This is a genomic window from Sedimentitalea todarodis, from assembly GCF_032595355.1.
Taxonomy (GTDB): domain Bacteria; phylum Pseudomonadota; class Alphaproteobacteria; order Rhodobacterales; family Rhodobacteraceae; genus Sedimentitalea; species Sedimentitalea todarodis.
On the sequence record NZ_JASMWN010000005.1, the window covers coordinates 176,172 to 190,748 of the forward strand.

General features: G+C 59.8%; 18 protein-coding genes. 8 read left to right on the forward strand and 10 right to left on the reverse strand.

Annotated elements, in window-relative coordinates:
- Nucleotides 1-131: 131 nt before the first annotated feature.
- Nucleotides 132-1,427 (forward strand): serine hydroxymethyltransferase, encoded by a 1,296-nt coding sequence (gene glyA / locus QO231_RS09045; RefSeq protein ID WP_316775310.1) that lies wholly within the window; start codon nucleotides 132-134, stop codon nucleotides 1,425-1,427.
- Nucleotides 1,428-1,564: 137 nt separating this feature from the next.
- Here the strand turns inward: glyA and QO231_RS09050 are convergent, their stop codons facing one another.
- On the reverse strand, nucleotides 1,565-1,939 hold the full coding sequence (locus QO231_RS09050; protein ID WP_316775311.1) for a hypothetical protein: 375 nt from the start codon (nucleotides 1,937-1,939) through the stop codon (nucleotides 1,565-1,567).
- 101 nt (nucleotides 1,940-2,040) lie between these two features.
- Here QO231_RS09050 and QO231_RS09055 point away from each other — a divergent pair, with 101 nt between their 5' ends.
- Complete coding sequence (locus QO231_RS09055; RefSeq protein ID WP_316775313.1) at nucleotides 2,041-2,799, forward strand: alpha/beta fold hydrolase; 759 nt, start codon at nucleotides 2,041-2,043, stop codon at nucleotides 2,797-2,799.
- Between the two features lie 142 nt (nucleotides 2,800-2,941).
- On the opposite strand, the gene QO231_RS09060 is transcribed toward QO231_RS09055, so the two are convergent.
- A complete protein-coding gene (locus tag QO231_RS09060; protein WP_316775315.1) occupies nucleotides 2,942-3,268 on the reverse strand; it encodes a hypothetical protein in 327 nt (108 codons plus the stop codon).
- 204 nt (nucleotides 3,269-3,472) lie between these two features.
- On the opposite strand from QO231_RS09060, the gene QO231_RS09065 reads away from it, so the two are divergent.
- Together QO231_RS09065 and QO231_RS09070 are read left to right on the forward strand one after the other, a co-directional pair.
- Nucleotides 3,473-3,679 carry a hypothetical protein gene (locus tag QO231_RS09065; protein WP_316775316.1) on the forward strand — a complete coding sequence of 69 codons (207 nt, stop codon included), beginning with the start codon at nucleotides 3,473-3,475 and terminating at the stop codon, nucleotides 3,677-3,679.
- Between the two features lie 94 nt (nucleotides 3,680-3,773).
- Complete coding sequence (locus QO231_RS09070) at nucleotides 3,774-3,911, forward strand: entericidin A/B family lipoprotein (RefSeq protein ID WP_316775318.1); 138 nt, start codon at nucleotides 3,774-3,776, stop codon at nucleotides 3,909-3,911.
- A 46-nt stretch (nucleotides 3,912-3,957) separates the two neighbouring features.
- Here the strand turns inward: QO231_RS09070 and QO231_RS09075 are convergent, their stop codons facing one another.
- The 3 genes from QO231_RS09075 to lepA form a co-directional block, all read right to left on the reverse strand.
- A complete protein-coding gene (locus tag QO231_RS09075) occupies nucleotides 3,958-4,467 on the reverse strand; it encodes a PhnA domain-containing protein (protein WP_316775319.1) in 510 nt (169 codons plus the stop codon).
- A 370-nt stretch (nucleotides 4,468-4,837) separates the two neighbouring features.
- Nucleotides 4,838-5,731 carry a RelA/SpoT domain-containing protein gene (locus QO231_RS09080; protein ID WP_316775321.1) on the reverse strand — a complete coding sequence of 298 codons (894 nt, stop codon included), beginning with the start codon at nucleotides 5,729-5,731 and terminating at the stop codon, nucleotides 4,838-4,840.
- Between the two features lie 268 nt (nucleotides 5,732-5,999).
- A complete protein-coding gene (gene lepA, locus QO231_RS09085; RefSeq protein WP_316775322.1) occupies nucleotides 6,000-7,799 on the reverse strand; it encodes a translation elongation factor 4 in 1,800 nt (599 codons plus the stop codon).
- Here lepA and QO231_RS09090 point away from each other — a divergent pair.
- From QO231_RS09090 to QO231_RS09100, 3 genes are all read left to right on the forward strand, one after another.
- Complete coding sequence (locus QO231_RS09090; protein WP_316775324.1) at nucleotides 7,798-9,276, forward strand: hypothetical protein; 1,479 nt, start codon at nucleotides 7,798-7,800, stop codon at nucleotides 9,274-9,276. The two genes, lepA and QO231_RS09090, sit on opposite strands and share 2 nt — an antisense overlap.
- 153 nt (nucleotides 9,277-9,429) lie before the next feature.
- Nucleotides 9,430-9,747 (forward strand): hypothetical protein, encoded by a 318-nt coding sequence (locus QO231_RS09095; protein ID WP_316775325.1) that lies wholly within the window; start codon nucleotides 9,430-9,432, stop codon nucleotides 9,745-9,747.
- 78 nt (nucleotides 9,748-9,825) lie between these two features.
- Nucleotides 9,826-10,788, forward strand: coding sequence for a LysR family transcriptional regulator (locus QO231_RS09100; protein WP_316775327.1), 963 nt, complete (start codon nucleotides 9,826-9,828; stop codon nucleotides 10,786-10,788).
- Between the two features lie 24 nt (nucleotides 10,789-10,812).
- On the opposite strand, the gene QO231_RS09105 is transcribed toward QO231_RS09100, so the two are convergent.
- Nucleotides 10,813-11,247: a low molecular weight protein-tyrosine-phosphatase gene (locus QO231_RS09105; RefSeq protein ID WP_316775329.1), complete on the reverse strand. Its 435-nt coding sequence runs from the start codon at nucleotides 11,245-11,247 to the stop codon at nucleotides 10,813-10,815.
- A 41-nt stretch (nucleotides 11,248-11,288) separates the two neighbouring features.
- Here QO231_RS09105 and QO231_RS09110 point away from each other — a divergent pair, with 41 nt between their 5' ends.
- Entirely contained in the window at nucleotides 11,289-11,990 is a 702-nt protein-coding gene (locus tag QO231_RS09110; RefSeq protein ID WP_316775331.1) for an NAD-dependent deacylase, read from the forward strand.
- A 76-nt stretch (nucleotides 11,991-12,066) separates the two neighbouring features.
- On the opposite strand, the gene QO231_RS09115 is transcribed toward QO231_RS09110, so the two are convergent.
- The 4 genes from QO231_RS09115 to meaB all read right to left on the reverse strand — a co-directional run bounded on the left by QO231_RS09115 (nucleotide 12,067) and on the right by meaB (nucleotide 14,552).
- A complete protein-coding gene (locus QO231_RS09115) occupies nucleotides 12,067-12,555 on the reverse strand; it encodes a copper chaperone PCu(A)C (protein ID WP_316775333.1) in 489 nt (162 codons plus the stop codon).
- A 49-nt stretch (nucleotides 12,556-12,604) separates the two neighbouring features.
- Nucleotides 12,605-12,955: a hypothetical protein gene (locus QO231_RS09120; RefSeq protein WP_316775335.1), complete on the reverse strand. Its 351-nt coding sequence runs from the start codon at nucleotides 12,953-12,955 to the stop codon at nucleotides 12,605-12,607.
- 97 nt (nucleotides 12,956-13,052) lie between these two features.
- Nucleotides 13,053-13,340, reverse strand: coding sequence for a 50S ribosomal protein L28 (gene rpmB, locus QO231_RS09125; RefSeq protein ID WP_316775337.1), 288 nt, complete (start codon nucleotides 13,338-13,340; stop codon nucleotides 13,053-13,055).
- Between the two features lie 234 nt (nucleotides 13,341-13,574).
- A complete protein-coding gene (gene meaB / locus QO231_RS09130) occupies nucleotides 13,575-14,552 on the reverse strand; it encodes a methylmalonyl Co-A mutase-associated GTPase MeaB (protein ID WP_316775339.1) in 978 nt (325 codons plus the stop codon).
- Between the last annotated feature and the right edge of the window lie 25 nt (nucleotides 14,553-14,577).

Genomic DNA, 14,577 nt, shown 5'->3' on the forward strand with positions numbered 1-14,577 from the left:
CTCCGTGACCAGCCTTGCCGCTCTGAACCTGCAATGCGCCGGTTTATCTCCTTTCACTCTTTGGCGTCACGACTTAGTTTCCCATTGGAAATCCGCCCATCAACACATCCCTGTCCAGAACGGAGCCCTCAATGAACGCGCCAAATCAAGATACCGGGTTTTTCACGACCCCCCTCGCCGACCGCGACCCCGAAATTTTCAACGCCATCAGGCAAGAGCTTAGCCGCCAGCGCGACGAGATCGAACTGATTGCGTCAGAGAACATCGTTAGCGCCGCCGTCATGCAGGCTCAGGGTTCGGTGATGACCAACAAATATGCCGAGGGCTATCCGGGACGTCGCTATTACGGTGGCTGCCAATATGTCGACATCGCCGAAAACCTGGCCATCGAACGCGCCTGCGAGCTGTTTGACTGCGGTTTTGTCAACGTGCAGCCGAACTCGGGGTCACAGGCCAACCAGGGTGTGTTTCAGGCGCTATTGCAGCCGGGCGACACCATTCTGGGAATGAGCCTCGATGCCGGCGGTCACCTGACCCACGGCGCGCGTCCCAACCAGTCGGGCAAATGGTTCAACGCGGTGCAATATGGAGTACGCAAGCAGGACAACCTGCTGGACTATGACCAGGTGCAGGCGCTGGCGACCGAGCACAAACCCAAGATGATCATCGCCGGCGGCTCTGCCATCCCGCGCCAGATCGACTTTGCCAGAATGCGCGAGATTGCCGATAGCGTCGGTGCCTATCTGCACGTGGACATGGCGCATTTCGCGGGTCTTGTCGCAGCAGGCGAACACCCGTCACCCTTCCCGCATGCCCATGTGTCCACAACCACGACCCACAAGACCCTGCGCGGTCCGCGCGGCGGCATGATCCTGACCAATGACGAGGCACTGGCGAAAAAGTTCAACTCGGCGATCTTCCCTGGCATTCAGGGCGGCCCGCTGATGCATGTGATCGCTGCCAAGGCCGTGGCCTTTGGCGAGGCGCTGCAACCGGGCTTCAAAGATTACATCAAACAGGTCGTCACCAATGCACAGGCGCTGTCGGATCAGCTGATCAAGGGCGGGCTTGATACCGTGACCCACGGCACCGACACCCATGTCGTGCTGGTCGATCTGCGCCCCAAAGGCGTCAAGGGCAACGCCACGGAAAAGGCCCTTGGCCGCGCTCATATCACCTGCAACAAGAACGGCGTACCGTTTGATCCCGAGAAACCCACGGTGACCTCGGGCATCCGGCTGGGCAGCCCGGCCGGCACCACCCGCGGATTTGGCGAGGCCGAATTCCGCCAGATCGCCGACTGGATCATCGAAGTGGTCGACGGGCTGGCCACCAATGGTGAGGACAACAATGGCGCGGTCGAGGACAAGGTCCGCGCCGAAGTCGCCGACCTCTGCGCCCGCTTCCCGATCTATCCAAACCACTAGAGGCCTTCGCCACCGACCACACTCCACCAGGACGTTTCGCGTGCGATGTATCGAACAGCGACCGCGAAACGCGAGATGGATCGCAAGAAAACAAAACGCCCGGGCGCGCGCCTCGGGCGTTTTCCTTTGGTGCGGTTCTAGAGAATGCCGCGCCAGACCAGCACGGCAATCACCAGAACACAAAGCGCAAGAAGGTTGAATGCAAGGCTACCGGCCAGACTCAGCCACCATCCCTTGCGCCGGTCCGCGAGATCGATCCCGTCGAGGTAGGCCCGCACGTCCTTGGTCGCGGCCGCCAGTTCCGACACATCTACCGTCCGGGCCAGCTTTGGATGCGCCAGGAACGGCTCGGTCTCTTGCAGAAACTCGTAGCTCTTGAACACCCTGCGCGGCAGCAGCCGCTTGGCCGCAGTCCGTGCGCCCTGCAACGTATTCGCCCGCACACCCAGCTTTTCACGCATAGACGCCAACAGCGCTGTGGTCGTGGCCTCGATATCCTGCGGTTCGGTCATCCTGTCTCCTGTCACGCGGCCCGTTGCTCCTGCCTTACCGCTCTGGGCCATCCGCTTCAACAGGTCTGGTCCTGTCCGGCAACTGCCGCTATCACGGGACCATGTTGAACATGATTATCCACGGCACCCCGACCGATCTGCCCCCGCTTCTGATTGCGCACGGGCTCTATGGTTCCGCGCGCAATTGGAGCGTCATCGCGAAACGCATCTCTGACAGCCGACAGGTCGTCGCGGTCGATCTGCGCAATCATGGCGACAGCCCGTGGACGGATAGCCACGCCTATCCGGACATGGCGGATGATCTGGCCGAGGTGATTTCACGGACTGGCGGCGTCGCGGATGTGGTCGGCCATTCCATGGGGGGCAAGGCTTCGATGATGCTCGCCCTGCGCCATCCGGACGCGGTGCGCCGCCTTGTCGTCGCCGACATCGCACCCGTCACCTATACCCATTCCCAGATGCCGTTCATCGAAGCCATGCGCGGCGTTGATCTGGCCACCCTCACCCGCCGCTCGGAAGCCGAAACCCAACTTGCCGAATTGGGCGTCGAACGCGCCCTGCAGAGCTTTTTCACCCAATCGCTGGACGTTGCAAAAAAACGCTGGAAGCTGAACCTCGACACGCTGGCCGCCGAAATGCCAAAAATCATGGCCTTTCCGGAAACCGACGCCCAATGGGACGGACCCGCGCTGTTCCTCTCCGGCGGCGCATCCGATTATGTCCAGAACCAGCATCGCGACGCCATCCGCGCCCGTTTCCCACGTGCCCGATTTGCCAAGCTACCCGAGGCAGGCCATTGGCTTCACGCCGAGAAACCGCGCGAATTCGAAGCGTCCCTTCGCGCGTTCCTTACGGCTTGACAGGGCCGGGCGTGTGATCGCACCAATCCGCGACACCCGCGCATACGGTCGGGCCAATCCGGTTGCTGCGCCTCTGGCCGCCATGCAGATATGCAGGCCTGACCACGCATGCGCTGTGCGCTCAGGATGGCCTCTCTGCGTCCTAGAGTTTGCGCGCCACCAGATAGGCGGCAGGTACCGCCAGAACAGCGCCGGTCGCAGCCGCAATGAGAATCGGTGCCAGCGTGACATGCCCCGCGACGAGGACCACACTTACGGCGGTTCCGGCAAGGCTGGCGAAAATCAGCGAATAGAGGCTCATGGCAAAACGGATCATCAACATCTCCTGCACTAAATCAGATATCCCTGCGATATCGGGTTTTTGGAAAGCGTGCGCATTGATAAGTCCCTCACCCCTCAAGATCCGGCTAAGCAATTGCATTTCAATATTTTCTTTACGTGTTTCATCCATGACTTCAACACGTTGCATTCTGCCACAGGCGACCAGGCCGCGCCCAATGATCCACTGCGCGGTCAGCCGGGTTCACGTCTGGATTGAGAGCCTTTCAAATACACACACGGCAAGATCGTGCCGATGGGCGGGCCTCCGCCCATGCTCCCATTAGCCATTTGTTAATCTTTTTGCCATTATATTTGTAAATAAATGTTCGCGAATTGGGAGAACCTCGAACTGATGCTTGCTCACCTTGTCCTTTCCGTAGCCTTCGGGCTGATCGCCGCCCTGATCGGGGCGATGATGGGTACTGGGTTTGGGTCTGTCGTCATGTGGTACTTTGTCGGCTGTTGGGCCGGCTTCCTCTTCAGCGTGGTCTTACAGTTGACGCTGCGCTCGGCGTCCCGGTCGCCCGCATCTTCCAACGTGCGGCGCGCGACGTCCTGACATCCTCACAATCGACCGTGTGACAACCGCAAATTGGGCTTGTGCGGCTGTTGAAAGCTGGCTTATATCCACGCAGACTTGAACGGAGATTGCCATGATACGGCCCCTTATCCTCGGCCTCGCCCTGCTCGCCCTGACTGCCTGTGAAACCGCCAAAGGCGCAGGCCGGGATCTCCAGAAAGCGGGTGGCGCCATCTCCAACACTGCGGATGATGTCCAGAAGGCTCTGTAGCACCGGTCGACAATCGCGGATGCAGGGGCGCGACTGACCCGGCCAGCTACTTCTTCTTGACGAACCGGGTCAGGATCACGATCCGCTGCCCGTCGACCCGGCCTTCGATATGGTCGGGATTGTCGGAAACCAAAGAAATCCCTCGCACCGCGGTACCGCGCTTGGCGGTAAACCCCGCGCCCTTGACCGGTAAATCCTTGATCAGCACAACCGTGTCCCCGGCCTTCAGCACCACACCGTTGCTGTCGCGATGCGCGCTCTCGGCTGCAACGTTCTCGACCCAGGCGCGGGTCTCGTCATCCAGCCACAGTTGATCCGCCAGATCGCGCGCCCAGTCGTGTCTGGACAATCGCCCCAACAGCCGCACGGCAAGCACCTGCACTCCAGGCTCTGTCGACCACATTGCGCCCGACAGGCACCGCCAATGCGGCGCGTCCAGATCACCCTCGATCTGGCCAAGACAGGTATTGCAAATCTCGGCCACCGCCCCGTCGGGCCCACCGCTCACGGCATAGGGCGCAAGGGGCGCATCGGCGGAACACAGCGAACAGGGCATGGCAGACATCCGGACAAATCAAAGGTCGCCCCGCTATAGGTCAGGCCACCGGCGCGCAACAGCAGAAAGTGCACAGGGGCGCGACCACGCGGCTACACTCCCGGAACATCGGATTGGCTGAAAATGGGAAAGTTATGGCCGAATTCCCGCTATGCGTGCGCGGCAAAAGGGTTATCTATCAGTCATCGCAAAGCCGACACACTCACGGACGCGAAGGGCAGCGCAAGGGTCGCACAGAACGACCCGCGCTGCCCGACGCATTTTCTCGGAACAGTCAGAATTTGGGCAGCGCTGCCCTCATTGATTTCACAGCGCTTGGTGTGTAGGGGCGAAAGCGCTATTGAGGATTATGCATTCGCCTACGACGCTCTTAACCCACTTCACTCTTGATCATCTTCACAAAGTCGATTGGATCAGAAAAGTAGTTTCGATATGCAGAACGTAGATGATTGGGATTTTCGGATCTAACATAAACGGCGTTCACGCTTTTGCCACTTTCTTCCAGTTCAGTTGCCTTTTGAATTGCTGGCGCGGCTGACTTGAAAGGAATCACCTCGAGTTCAAACTCTCCCACCGCAGATCTCACGATACTCAATACGTTATGTTCTCGTAAATTCTCTTCCACTTCAAATTTTCGAAGAAGCTCAAGTCGACGCAGAATTCCAAGCTCTTTCTCTTTCTCCTCTAGAGCCAATTCGAGTTCATATGTATTCAATTTCGGAAAGGCATTTGCTATACCCTCTACTTTGCGAGCTATTATTTCACTAGAAAGTGCAAAGAATTGCCCACGCTCAGAGGCGTCAAGTTCAAATTTAGTTTGCTCGCCATCAAGCAGATCGGAGATCTCCACTGCTGTTGCCCAAGCGTGCTGTGCTCGAGTCCTGTACTGGATTTCGACTAACAGACCGTCCCAAGGCTTCTTATCTTCACGTCTTTTTGAACCCCGCGGGAAATGACGGTAGACATCATGGATCCCTCGATAACCCGATTGTTTGGGGTTGCGTATGTAGTCATATTTTTCGACATCATGTCGCAGCTCGTGCTCCACATTCTTTGTTACAGCGCCCGAATGTAGATATTCGCGAAAACTCTGCAATTCCTGAAGCGTGTCGAAGATCATCCGACACCCAGCAAAGTCGTGCATCGCGGTGACGTCTTTGATCAGCGGGGCCTCTTTTCTGTTTCGCCTTTTCAGCTTACCTATTACCGTATTGCGCCTCTTCAATCTTTGAGCAAATTCTGCGGCTTCGGTTCTTCGCGCCATGTGCCCTCTAATCCATGCTTGGAATGTGTTAATTACATATCCGTGTGATGCTCGCCACTGATCAACCAACTCAATATCTTGTTGAGATGCGGTTCCTGAACTAATTGCGGCTCCTGCTCGTCGCACGGCTCGCTTGCTAGCTGGTGGGTTTGGATAGGCCATAAGTTACGAATAGGCGGCTTGCGAAAGTTTGTCACCCATCTAACTGGTTGCGGCCGCTCTTGGTTTTACCAATCGCACGCCCGCAAACACCTCGTCGTGGACAGCCTTAACTGTCCATTTTCAGGGCGCTTATGAAGGCTTCCTGCGGGATGTCGACTTTCCCGAACTGGCGCATCTTCTTCTTGCCCTTCTTCTGCTTCTCCAGCAGTTTCTTTTTCCGCGTCGCGTCGCCGCCGTAGCATTTGGCCGTCACGTCCTTGCGCAGGGCCGACAGCGTTTCGCGCGCGATGACCTTGCCGCCGATCGCCGCCTGAATCGGGATCTTGAACATGTGGCGCGGGATCAGGTCCTTGAGCTTTTCGCACATCGCCCGTCCGCGCATCTCGGCACGGTCGCGGTGCACCATCATCGACAGCGCGTCCACCGGCTCGTCATTGACCAGAACCGACATCTTGACCAGGTTGTCTTCGCGATACTCGGTCATCTGATAGTCAAAGCTGGCATAGCCTTTGGTCACCGATTTCAGCCGGTCGTAGAAATCGAACACCACTTCGTTCAGCGGCAGATCATAGACCACCATCGCCCGAGAGCCGGCATAGGTCAGGTCCATCTGGATGCCCCGCCGGTCCTGGCACAGCTTCAGCACATCGCCGAGATACTCGTCGGGCACAAGGATCGTCGCCTTGATCCGCGGCTCCTCGATATGATCCACCACCGAAAGGTCGGGCATGTCGGCGGGGTTGTGCAGCTCGCTCATCGAGCCGTCTTTCATGAAGATGCGATAGACCACCGACGGCGCCGTGGTGATCAGTTCGATATCGTACTCCCGCTCGATCCGGTCGCGCACGACTTCCAGATGCAATAACCCAAGAAAGCCGCAGCGAAAGCCGAAGCCCAAGGCGGCAGAGGTCTCCATCTCGTAGGAAAACGATGCGTCGTTCAGTGCCAGTTTCTCGATGGCATCGCGCAGGTCCTCGAACTCGGCGGAGTCCACCGGGAACAGCCCGCAGAACACCACGGGCACCGACGGTTTGAACCCCGCCAGCGGCGTTTCACAGCCCCGTTTTTCGTGGGTGATCGTGTCGCCCACACGGGTATCGCGCACCTGCTTGATCGAGGCTGTCAGGAACCCGATCTCGCCGGGGCCGAGTTCGTCGATCGACTGCATGGCCGGACGGAAAACCCCGATCCGGTCGACAAGATGGGTCGAGCCGGACTGGATCATCCGCACGCGGTCGCCCTTTTTCAAAACCCCGTCCATGATCCGGACCAGGACGATCACCCCGAGATAGGAGTCATACCAGCTGTCGACCAGCATCGCCTTGAGCGGCGCGTCCCGGTCGCCCCTGGGCGCAGGCAGATGATGCACGATGGCTTCCAGCGTCTCGTGGATGCCGACCCCGGTCTTGGCGCTGACCCGGATCGCGCCCGAGGCGTCGATGCCGATCACATCCTCGATCTGTTCGGCCACCCGGTCGCATTCGGACGCGGGCAGGTCGATCTTGTTCAGAACCGGCACGATCTCGTGATCCGCATCGATCGCCTGATAGACATTCGCCAGCGTCTGCGCCTCGACTCCTTGCGTTGAGTCCACCACCAGCAAGCTGCCTTCGACCGCGCGCATTGAGCGGCTGACCTCATAGGCGAAATCCACGTGCCCCGGCGTGTCGATCAGGTTCAGCACATAGGCCTCGCCATTATCGGCAGTATAGTCGATACGCACGGTGTTGGCCTTGATGGTGATCCCGCGCTCGCGCTCGATATCCATCGCGTCGAGCAACTGCTCCTTCATATCCCGGTCCTGAACGGTGCCGGTTTCCTGAATCAGCCTGTCGGCCAGCGTGGATTTCCCATGGTCGATATGCGCGACGATCGAGAAATTGCGGATATGTGCGAGGTCAGTCATGCTGTTGGGATATGGTAGGGTTTTGCGGGGCGGTCAAGCGGGCATGAAAAAAGTAGGGATCGCGGATGAGGAAGGGCAAAACGTTTGGCTTTCGGATCAAACAGCACAGGTGCGAACTTGGTTTGCTACCCGCTGCGCCTTGCGCGCCTTGCCCGGATTGGGACCATCTTTTGATTCGACCTTTGACGATTTTGCGCTCGTCAGTTTTCGTGCGGTGTTAATCGCGGCGACGGTGTCCACATGCAAACCCAGAGAGCTGGAAAAACTGGGCGGACCTGCACTCGCTTCCGCCGCAACAATTGCCAATTTTGTTGCAGACTCCAAATCAGACGATACACCGGGCCCGAGGAGAACTGCCGCTTGGGCAGCTCGGAACGCCGCCTTCGACGCGCACTCAGCTATCTCTGGCCACACGACGGGCCCGGGGGCCGTGCAGGCTTCCAATGCAGCATCCCATGTTGCGCGCATGGCCGCTGGCGCTGACACAGCAGAAGCAGCGGTTGCCTTGATCCGCCAAGCTGCCTCGGCAGATATAGTTGATCCAGCTACGTGGCCCACACTTTGGCCCGACGGGAAAATGCCAATCGGTCTATCCGGTCTGTGGAATGACATGAAGATATCTATGCAAGCTGCCCCCGAGAAATGGGCGTTTTGGCTGGAGTGGTATCGGGCCATCCTCGACGGCAACCCGCTGGATTGGGCCTTAACACAACGGATCGCATTGGATCTGACCGAAGAGCAATGGGACGCCGGACCGCAGATTGTCGCTCGGCGGATCAGAGAGATTCAGCGAACGTTCTATACTTCGATTGGCCCGCAATTGGTTCAGACTGAATCCGGGAAGTGGGGGTTCGAACGCGATGCCAACATTCCTGCAGAACCTCTTGGCTACGCCATTGACTCCGTTAGGCTCGCTCTGAATGCCGCCACTTTAAGTGGCACGCAAAATGGCTTCTCAGAAGACGCCGCCGAATATGCACTTATCATATCAGCCTGTGATCGCCACAGCGATCATCCAAGCCTCGTTGCGACGACATTCTGGAACGCATGTATGAGCCTCCAACGCAATATTGGTGACGTTTATCCTGAAGATGCCAGCCTCATTGCCTTGAGGAACCAACTTTATGTATCTGTCGGAGAAATCTGCGAACAAGACGATCTCGTCCGCGATCGGGTGGCAAAACTCGCCGCGCTTGAGACACGTAGATATCCAACAAAAACAGAGAAAGCTGAACTTGCGACACTTCCGGTCGAATTGCGCGAGGACTTAACCTTCGAGGCTCTGGAAGCGATAGAAGAGGCGGTCGATGTCATTAGATCCACGGAAAAACCTGCGCGTTTTTGGCGAGCTCGCCTAGTGAATTGGGTTACCACGTTAGGCCGAGGTATCGAACGAGGCCAAAAGGCCGAAAAAAAGGCGATGTGGCTCCTGAAGCTGGGGAAACAGATTGCAGGTTGGTTCTTTGACGAGGACTAAGGTTCGTCTCTTTCCACGACATTTTTAGGGCACGCAAATACCAAGACCTCTTTCCCCATTTCACGGGAATTGATCGCGCCGCCGCATTGCGCCATAGTACGCGCCAAACGGGTCACGGGGCGCAAGACCCCGCAAGGCGGAGAAGGCAAGGTCATGAAACACGCACTGGCGGCGCTCTTGTGCGCAGGTACGGTTCTCTGGGCGGCTCCGGCGCCGGTCATGGCGGCCAGCGGCATCATCGAACGGGCTTGCCGGTCTTCGGGCAGGAGCAGCGCAACGCCGCAACTCTGCGGGTGCATCCAGAGTGTGGCCAACAGCAGCCTGTCGCGCTCCGAGCGCAAGAAGGCGGCCAAGCTGTTCAAGGACCCGCACATGGCGCAGGAAATCCGCCAGTCCGGCCGCCGCAGCGACGAGACCTTCTGGAAAAACTACCGGGCCTTTGGTGAACGCGCCCGGAAATCTTGCGGCTGATCCGCGTATCACCCACCTCCCTGCTTGACCAAACCGCCCCACAGTTTCACAAAAGGCAAAACTGTGGGAGCCGGAACCATGCTGACCAAAGGCGTCACCCTGCGCGGGCTCGAAGTTTTCGAGGCGCTTGCCGCGACCGGCACCGTTGCGCAGGCCGCCCAACGCACGGGGCTGAGCCAACCGGCAGTCAGCCAACAGATGCGCAACCTGGAAAATGCGCTTGGCACCGATCTCGTCGATCACACCCGCCGCCCGATGCAGTTGACATCGGCGGGGCGCAGTTTCCTCGCGCGTTCCGAAGCGGCGCTGGCACAACTTCGATTGGCGCAAAGCGAGCTTACCGTGATGGATCTCGGCCATCTCGACACGCTGTCCGTGGGCCTGATCGATGATTTCGACAATGACCTGACCCCGCGGCTTGCGACCATTCTCGCCGACAGCCTTGCTGGCTGTCGCTTCAAGCTGATCACCGCACCCAGCCTTGAGCTTGGCGCAGCGGTGCAGGAGGGGCGATATCACATCGCGGTCACCGCCAGCGCCGGGTCGACCCTTGAAAATGTCATAGAATACCCGCTTGTGCGCGACCCCTTCATCCTTGTCGCGCCAAAGCATGTCATCGCCAAGGTCAGCGAGATCGCCACGCAAGACCTGCCCTTGCTACGCTATGCGGGCGAGCAGCTCATCGCCCAGCAGATCGAAACCCACCTCACGCAGCGACAGCTGACCTTCGAACACCGCTTCGAGATCGGCAGCCACCTTGCCCTGATGGCGATGGTCGCGCGGCGGATCGGCTGGGCGATCACCACTCCGCTCGGCTATATGCGCGCCGAGCGGTTTCACGATGATATCGACGCCTTCGCCCTGCCCTTCGGTTCGTTCGCCCGCACGATTTCGCTCTTTGCCGGGGCCGACTGGTCCGACCGTGTTCCGCGCGAAGTTGCCGATACCGTGCGGCGGCTGGTCCAGACCCAGATGATCAATCCGGCCCTTGCGCGCCTGCCCTGGCTTGGCGACAGCCTGCGGATCATTGACGACGACTGATGCTGGGACCAGTTTTCAACCTGCTTAATCCAGCGCCTCTGCCAACCCTTGTGCCGCGGCCTCGATGATGTCCAAAGCCCCGTCAAAATCGCGCGTGTAATACGGGTCTGGCACGGCACCGGCGTCAGAACCAAAATCGGTGAACAACCGCACCGGTGTCGCCGCTCCTGCAGGGCGCAGCGCTTCGATATTGCGCAGGTTGTCCGCGTCCATCGCCAGGATCAGATCGAACCGCGCAAAGTCCCGCGCGATGAACTGCCGCGCGCGCAGATCGTCCATCTTGATCCCGCGCTTTCGCGCCGCTGCCTGCATCGGTCCATAGGGCGGCTCGCCCACATGATAGCCTGCGGTGCCGGCACTGTCCGTTGGCAGATCCGGGCGCAACCCGCGAAACACGGCCTCGGCCGTCGGCGAGCGGCAGATATTCCCGAGGCAGACGAACAAAACACGGGTGGCCATGGCGATCTCCTTTGGACACAGTGATAGGCAAAGGAGACAGCATGGGAAAGATCGTCATCCTCACCGGCGCGGGCATTTCCGCCGAAAGCGGCCTTGGGACATTCCGTGATGTCGACGGATTATGGGCGCGCCATTCGATTGAGGATGTCGCGACACCCGAAGGTTTCGCGCGTGATCCGGCGCTGGTGCATGCATTCTACAACGCCCGCCGACAACTGGCGGCGGCCGCACAGCCCAACGCAGCCCATCGCGCGCTGGCCCGGTTGCAGGAGGACTGGCCCGGCGAGGTGGTGATCGTGACCCAGAATGTCGATGCCCTGCACGAAGCGGGCGGCGCGCGTGATGTCCTGCACATGCACGGAACGTTGGCGGGCGCTCTCTGCGCGGCCTGCGGACATCGCTGGTCCGCTCCCGACACGATGAAACCGGGAGAACTTTGCCCGGCCTGCGGCAACAGCTCTGCCCGGCCCGATGTGGTATGGTTCGGAGAAATTCCCTATCACATGGAGCGGATCATCGACCATATTGCCGGAGCAGATATCTTTGCCGCCATCGGTACCTCCGGGCAGGTCTATCCTGCGGCAGGTTTCGTGCAGGAAGCAATGGCCGCCGGTGCACATACGGTCGAAATGAACCTCGATCCGTCCGATATCGCCTCGGCCTTTGACGAGACCCGATTGGGCCCGGCCACCCACATCGTCGTGGATTGGGTAACCGAGCAGCTTGGGAACACCCCTTCTTAGCCAGTGACAAGAAGAGAATGGGCCATCGCCTCAGTGACGGGCAGAGTCGCCTGTCTGGGCGACGTTCGCCCTGCCGTTAGTCGCTTTTGCTGTGCGACATTCCGCCCCCAGCGGGCTTGCGCTGCAGGTCCACGGGCACCTCAATCACCACATCGCCCGCCTTTTCGAACGTCAGCGTCAGCGGTATGATATCGCCGTCACTCAATGGCTGTTTCAGTCCCAGGAACATCACGTGATCACCGCCTCTCTTCAGCGCATGCGTGTCACCTGCGGCGACTTCGAAACCACCCTCGACCTCGCGCATCTTCATCACGCCGTTGGCGTCCTCCACATGGGTGTGCAATTCGACCCGTTCGGCCACATCGGATGTCACCGCAACCAGCCGGTCATCCTGATCGGTGTCGTTCTTTAGCGTCATGAACGCTGCGCCGGTGGCAGAGCTTGCCATCGAACTGCGCGCGTAAGGATCCGTGACGGTAATGTTAGCGACCGTGTCATCGGCCCATGCGGTCCCGGTCAGTGTCAACAGGGCTGCGGCTGCAAGCAGCTTTGGTTTGAAGGACATTGCGCCATTCCTCTTTCATAGGTCTTGGAATTGAGTTTCGTCTCGGCGATCAGAGACCCGGGGGCGGCGCCCGCGCCAGCATGGGCGGTTGCGGCAATTCGGTGTTCTGCAAGTCCGCGCGCACCGTCGCCAGGCGGTATGGCGCGTCCACAGGTTGTGGCCGCATCTCTGGCTCTGCCACCTGCAGGATCAGCGACAGCGCAAAGTCCGGACAGATATGCGGCGGCCCGACGGGCGCGCCTGTCTCGTCCAGATAAACCATTACCGGCCCGCCGCCGGTACAGAGTTCGACCTGGCCGGCGGGTCCGGGTGCCCCGCGCGCAATGGCCATGGCCTGCCCGGTCAGGGCCAGCATCAGGACAAGCGCGGTGCCGATATATCTTTTGAAAACAGGGCTCATGGCGCGCCCGGTATAGGCGCGGTGAACCAAGCGGCGCAAGCGCAAACAGCCCCGCGAAATCGCGAGGCTGTGCGTCAAATTCGCAGTCGGATCGGGCTCAGGCCGAAGCGGTCGCCTTGGCGATCTCTTTCTTGACCTTCAGCGCGTTGGTCGACAGTTCGTCGTCCTTGGCCTTGGCAAGAAAGGCGTCCAGCCCACCCCGGTGATCAACGCTGCGCAGCGCCGACGCCGAGATCCGCAGCTTGACGCCACGGCCCAGTGTTTCGGACTGCAACGTCACATCATTCAGGTTCGGCAGAAACCGGCGGCGGGTTCTGTTCTTGGCGTGGCTGACATTGTTGCCAGTCATCGGGCCTTTTCCGGTCAGTTCGCAACGGCGCGACATGTCAGGTACCTCGTCTTGTGTCCGATACGGCCTTGCCGCATCATAATGCAAAAGGGCGCCGCACTCGCCGCGCCCGAAATCTGTCCGGTGCTGATAGGCCCAAAGCCCTGCCCCGTCAAGCCGCCCGATAGCTGAAACTTGGCCTTGTCCCAACGGTCCTGCGGAATAATGACCGCTTGCACCCGATGGGTGCGCGGTCACGCTGGCCAACACGGATCAAGGCGACGAATCGCGCTAGCGCTTCAGATACTCCTGCAATATTTCGCGGGCTGCCGCCGATGGTGTCATTTCACCTTCTGCGACCATTGTTCCCAGGCGCTGCATTTCGGAACGTACGGCACCTTCCTCCAGCTGGGCCAGCAGGGCCTGACGCACATCCTCGTTGAACCAGTACCGCGACTGTGCCGCGCGGCGACCATTCCAGTGCCCGTTCTCCTTGCGCCAGTCGACCAGAGTTTGCATCTCGCCCCATGCCTCGGCCATGCCGTTTTCCTCAATCGCCGACACCATCATCGCCTTGGGAAAGCCCTGAGGGTCCTGCACGCGTTTGCGCAGCAACCGCAGCGCCCCGGCATAGTCCGAACAGGTCCGCGTTGCCGCAGGTTTCAGGTCACCATCTGCCTTGTTCACCAGAATCAGATCGGCCATCTCCATGATCCCGCGTTTGACCCCCTGCAACTCGTCGCCGCCCGCTGGGGCCAGCAGCAACAGGAAAAGATCGCTCATCTCGGCGACAACGGTTTCCGATTGCCCGACCCCCACGGTCTCGATCAGCACAATATCAAACCCCGCCGCCTCGCACAGGGCCACGGCCTCGCGCGACCGGCGCGCGACACCACCCAGATGGGTCTGACTGGGCGAGGGACGGATGAACGCGCCGGGCTCACAGCTCAACCGATCCATCCGGGTCTTGTCACCCAGAATAGAGCCGCCCGAACGGGTCGAGCTGGGATCGACCGCCAGCACCGCCACCCGCAGCCCCTTGCCGATCAGCATCATGCCGAAGCTTTCGATAAAGGTTGATTTACCAACACCGGGTGTGCCCGAGAGCCCGATGCGCAGCGCCTGCCGCCCATGCTGGCCCAGCGATTCCAGCAGATCGGTCGCCAAGGCCCGGTGATCGGCCCGGTGGCTCTCGACCAGCGTAATGCCGCGCGCCAGCGCCCGGCGCTCTCCTGTGAGAATTCGTTTGCCCAGATCTTTGATATCCATGACTGCTCCACAACTGTGTCGCAGA

Coding starts and splice junctions, on each gene's coding strand:
- glyA (WP_316775310.1), top strand. CDS start 132: ATGAACGCGCCAAATCAAGATACCGGGTTTTTCACGACCCCCCTCGCC.
- QO231_RS09050 (WP_316775311.1), bottom strand. CDS start 1,939: ATGACCGAACCGCAGGATATCGAGGCCACGACCACAGCGCTGTTGGCG.
- QO231_RS09055 (WP_316775313.1), top strand. CDS start 2,041: ATGTTGAACATGATTATCCACGGCACCCCGACCGATCTGCCCCCGCTT.
- QO231_RS09060 (WP_316775315.1), bottom strand. CDS start 3,268: ATGCAACGTGTTGAAGTCATGGATGAAACACGTAAAGAAAATATTGAA.
- QO231_RS09065 (WP_316775316.1), top strand. CDS start 3,473: ATGCTTGCTCACCTTGTCCTTTCCGTAGCCTTCGGGCTGATCGCCGCC.
- QO231_RS09070 (WP_316775318.1), top strand. CDS start 3,774: ATGATACGGCCCCTTATCCTCGGCCTCGCCCTGCTCGCCCTGACTGCC.
- QO231_RS09075 (WP_316775319.1), bottom strand. CDS start 4,467: ATGCCCTGTTCGCTGTGTTCCGCCGATGCGCCCCTTGCGCCCTATGCC.
- QO231_RS09080 (WP_316775321.1), bottom strand. CDS start 5,731: ATGGCGCGAAGAACCGAAGCCGCAGAATTTGCTCAAAGATTGAAGAGG.
- QO231_RS09090 (WP_316775324.1), top strand. CDS start 7,798: ATGCTGTTGGGATATGGTAGGGTTTTGCGGGGCGGTCAAGCGGGCATG.
- lepA (WP_316775322.1), bottom strand. CDS start 7,799: ATGACTGACCTCGCACATATCCGCAATTTCTCGATCGTCGCGCATATC.
- QO231_RS09095 (WP_316775325.1), top strand. CDS start 9,430: ATGAAACACGCACTGGCGGCGCTCTTGTGCGCAGGTACGGTTCTCTGG.
- QO231_RS09100 (WP_316775327.1), top strand. CDS start 9,826: ATGCTGACCAAAGGCGTCACCCTGCGCGGGCTCGAAGTTTTCGAGGCG.
- QO231_RS09105 (WP_316775329.1), bottom strand. CDS start 11,247: ATGGCCACCCGTGTTTTGTTCGTCTGCCTCGGGAATATCTGCCGCTCG.
- QO231_RS09110 (WP_316775331.1), top strand. CDS start 11,289: ATGGGAAAGATCGTCATCCTCACCGGCGCGGGCATTTCCGCCGAAAGC.
- QO231_RS09115 (WP_316775333.1), bottom strand. CDS start 12,555: ATGTCCTTCAAACCAAAGCTGCTTGCAGCCGCAGCCCTGTTGACACTG.
- QO231_RS09120 (WP_316775335.1), bottom strand. CDS start 12,955: ATGAGCCCTGTTTTCAAAAGATATATCGGCACCGCGCTTGTCCTGATG.
- rpmB (WP_316775337.1), bottom strand. CDS start 13,340: ATGTCGCGCCGTTGCGAACTGACCGGAAAAGGCCCGATGACTGGCAAC.
- meaB (WP_316775339.1), bottom strand. CDS start 14,552: ATGGATATCAAAGATCTGGGCAAACGAATTCTCACAGGAGAGCGCCGG.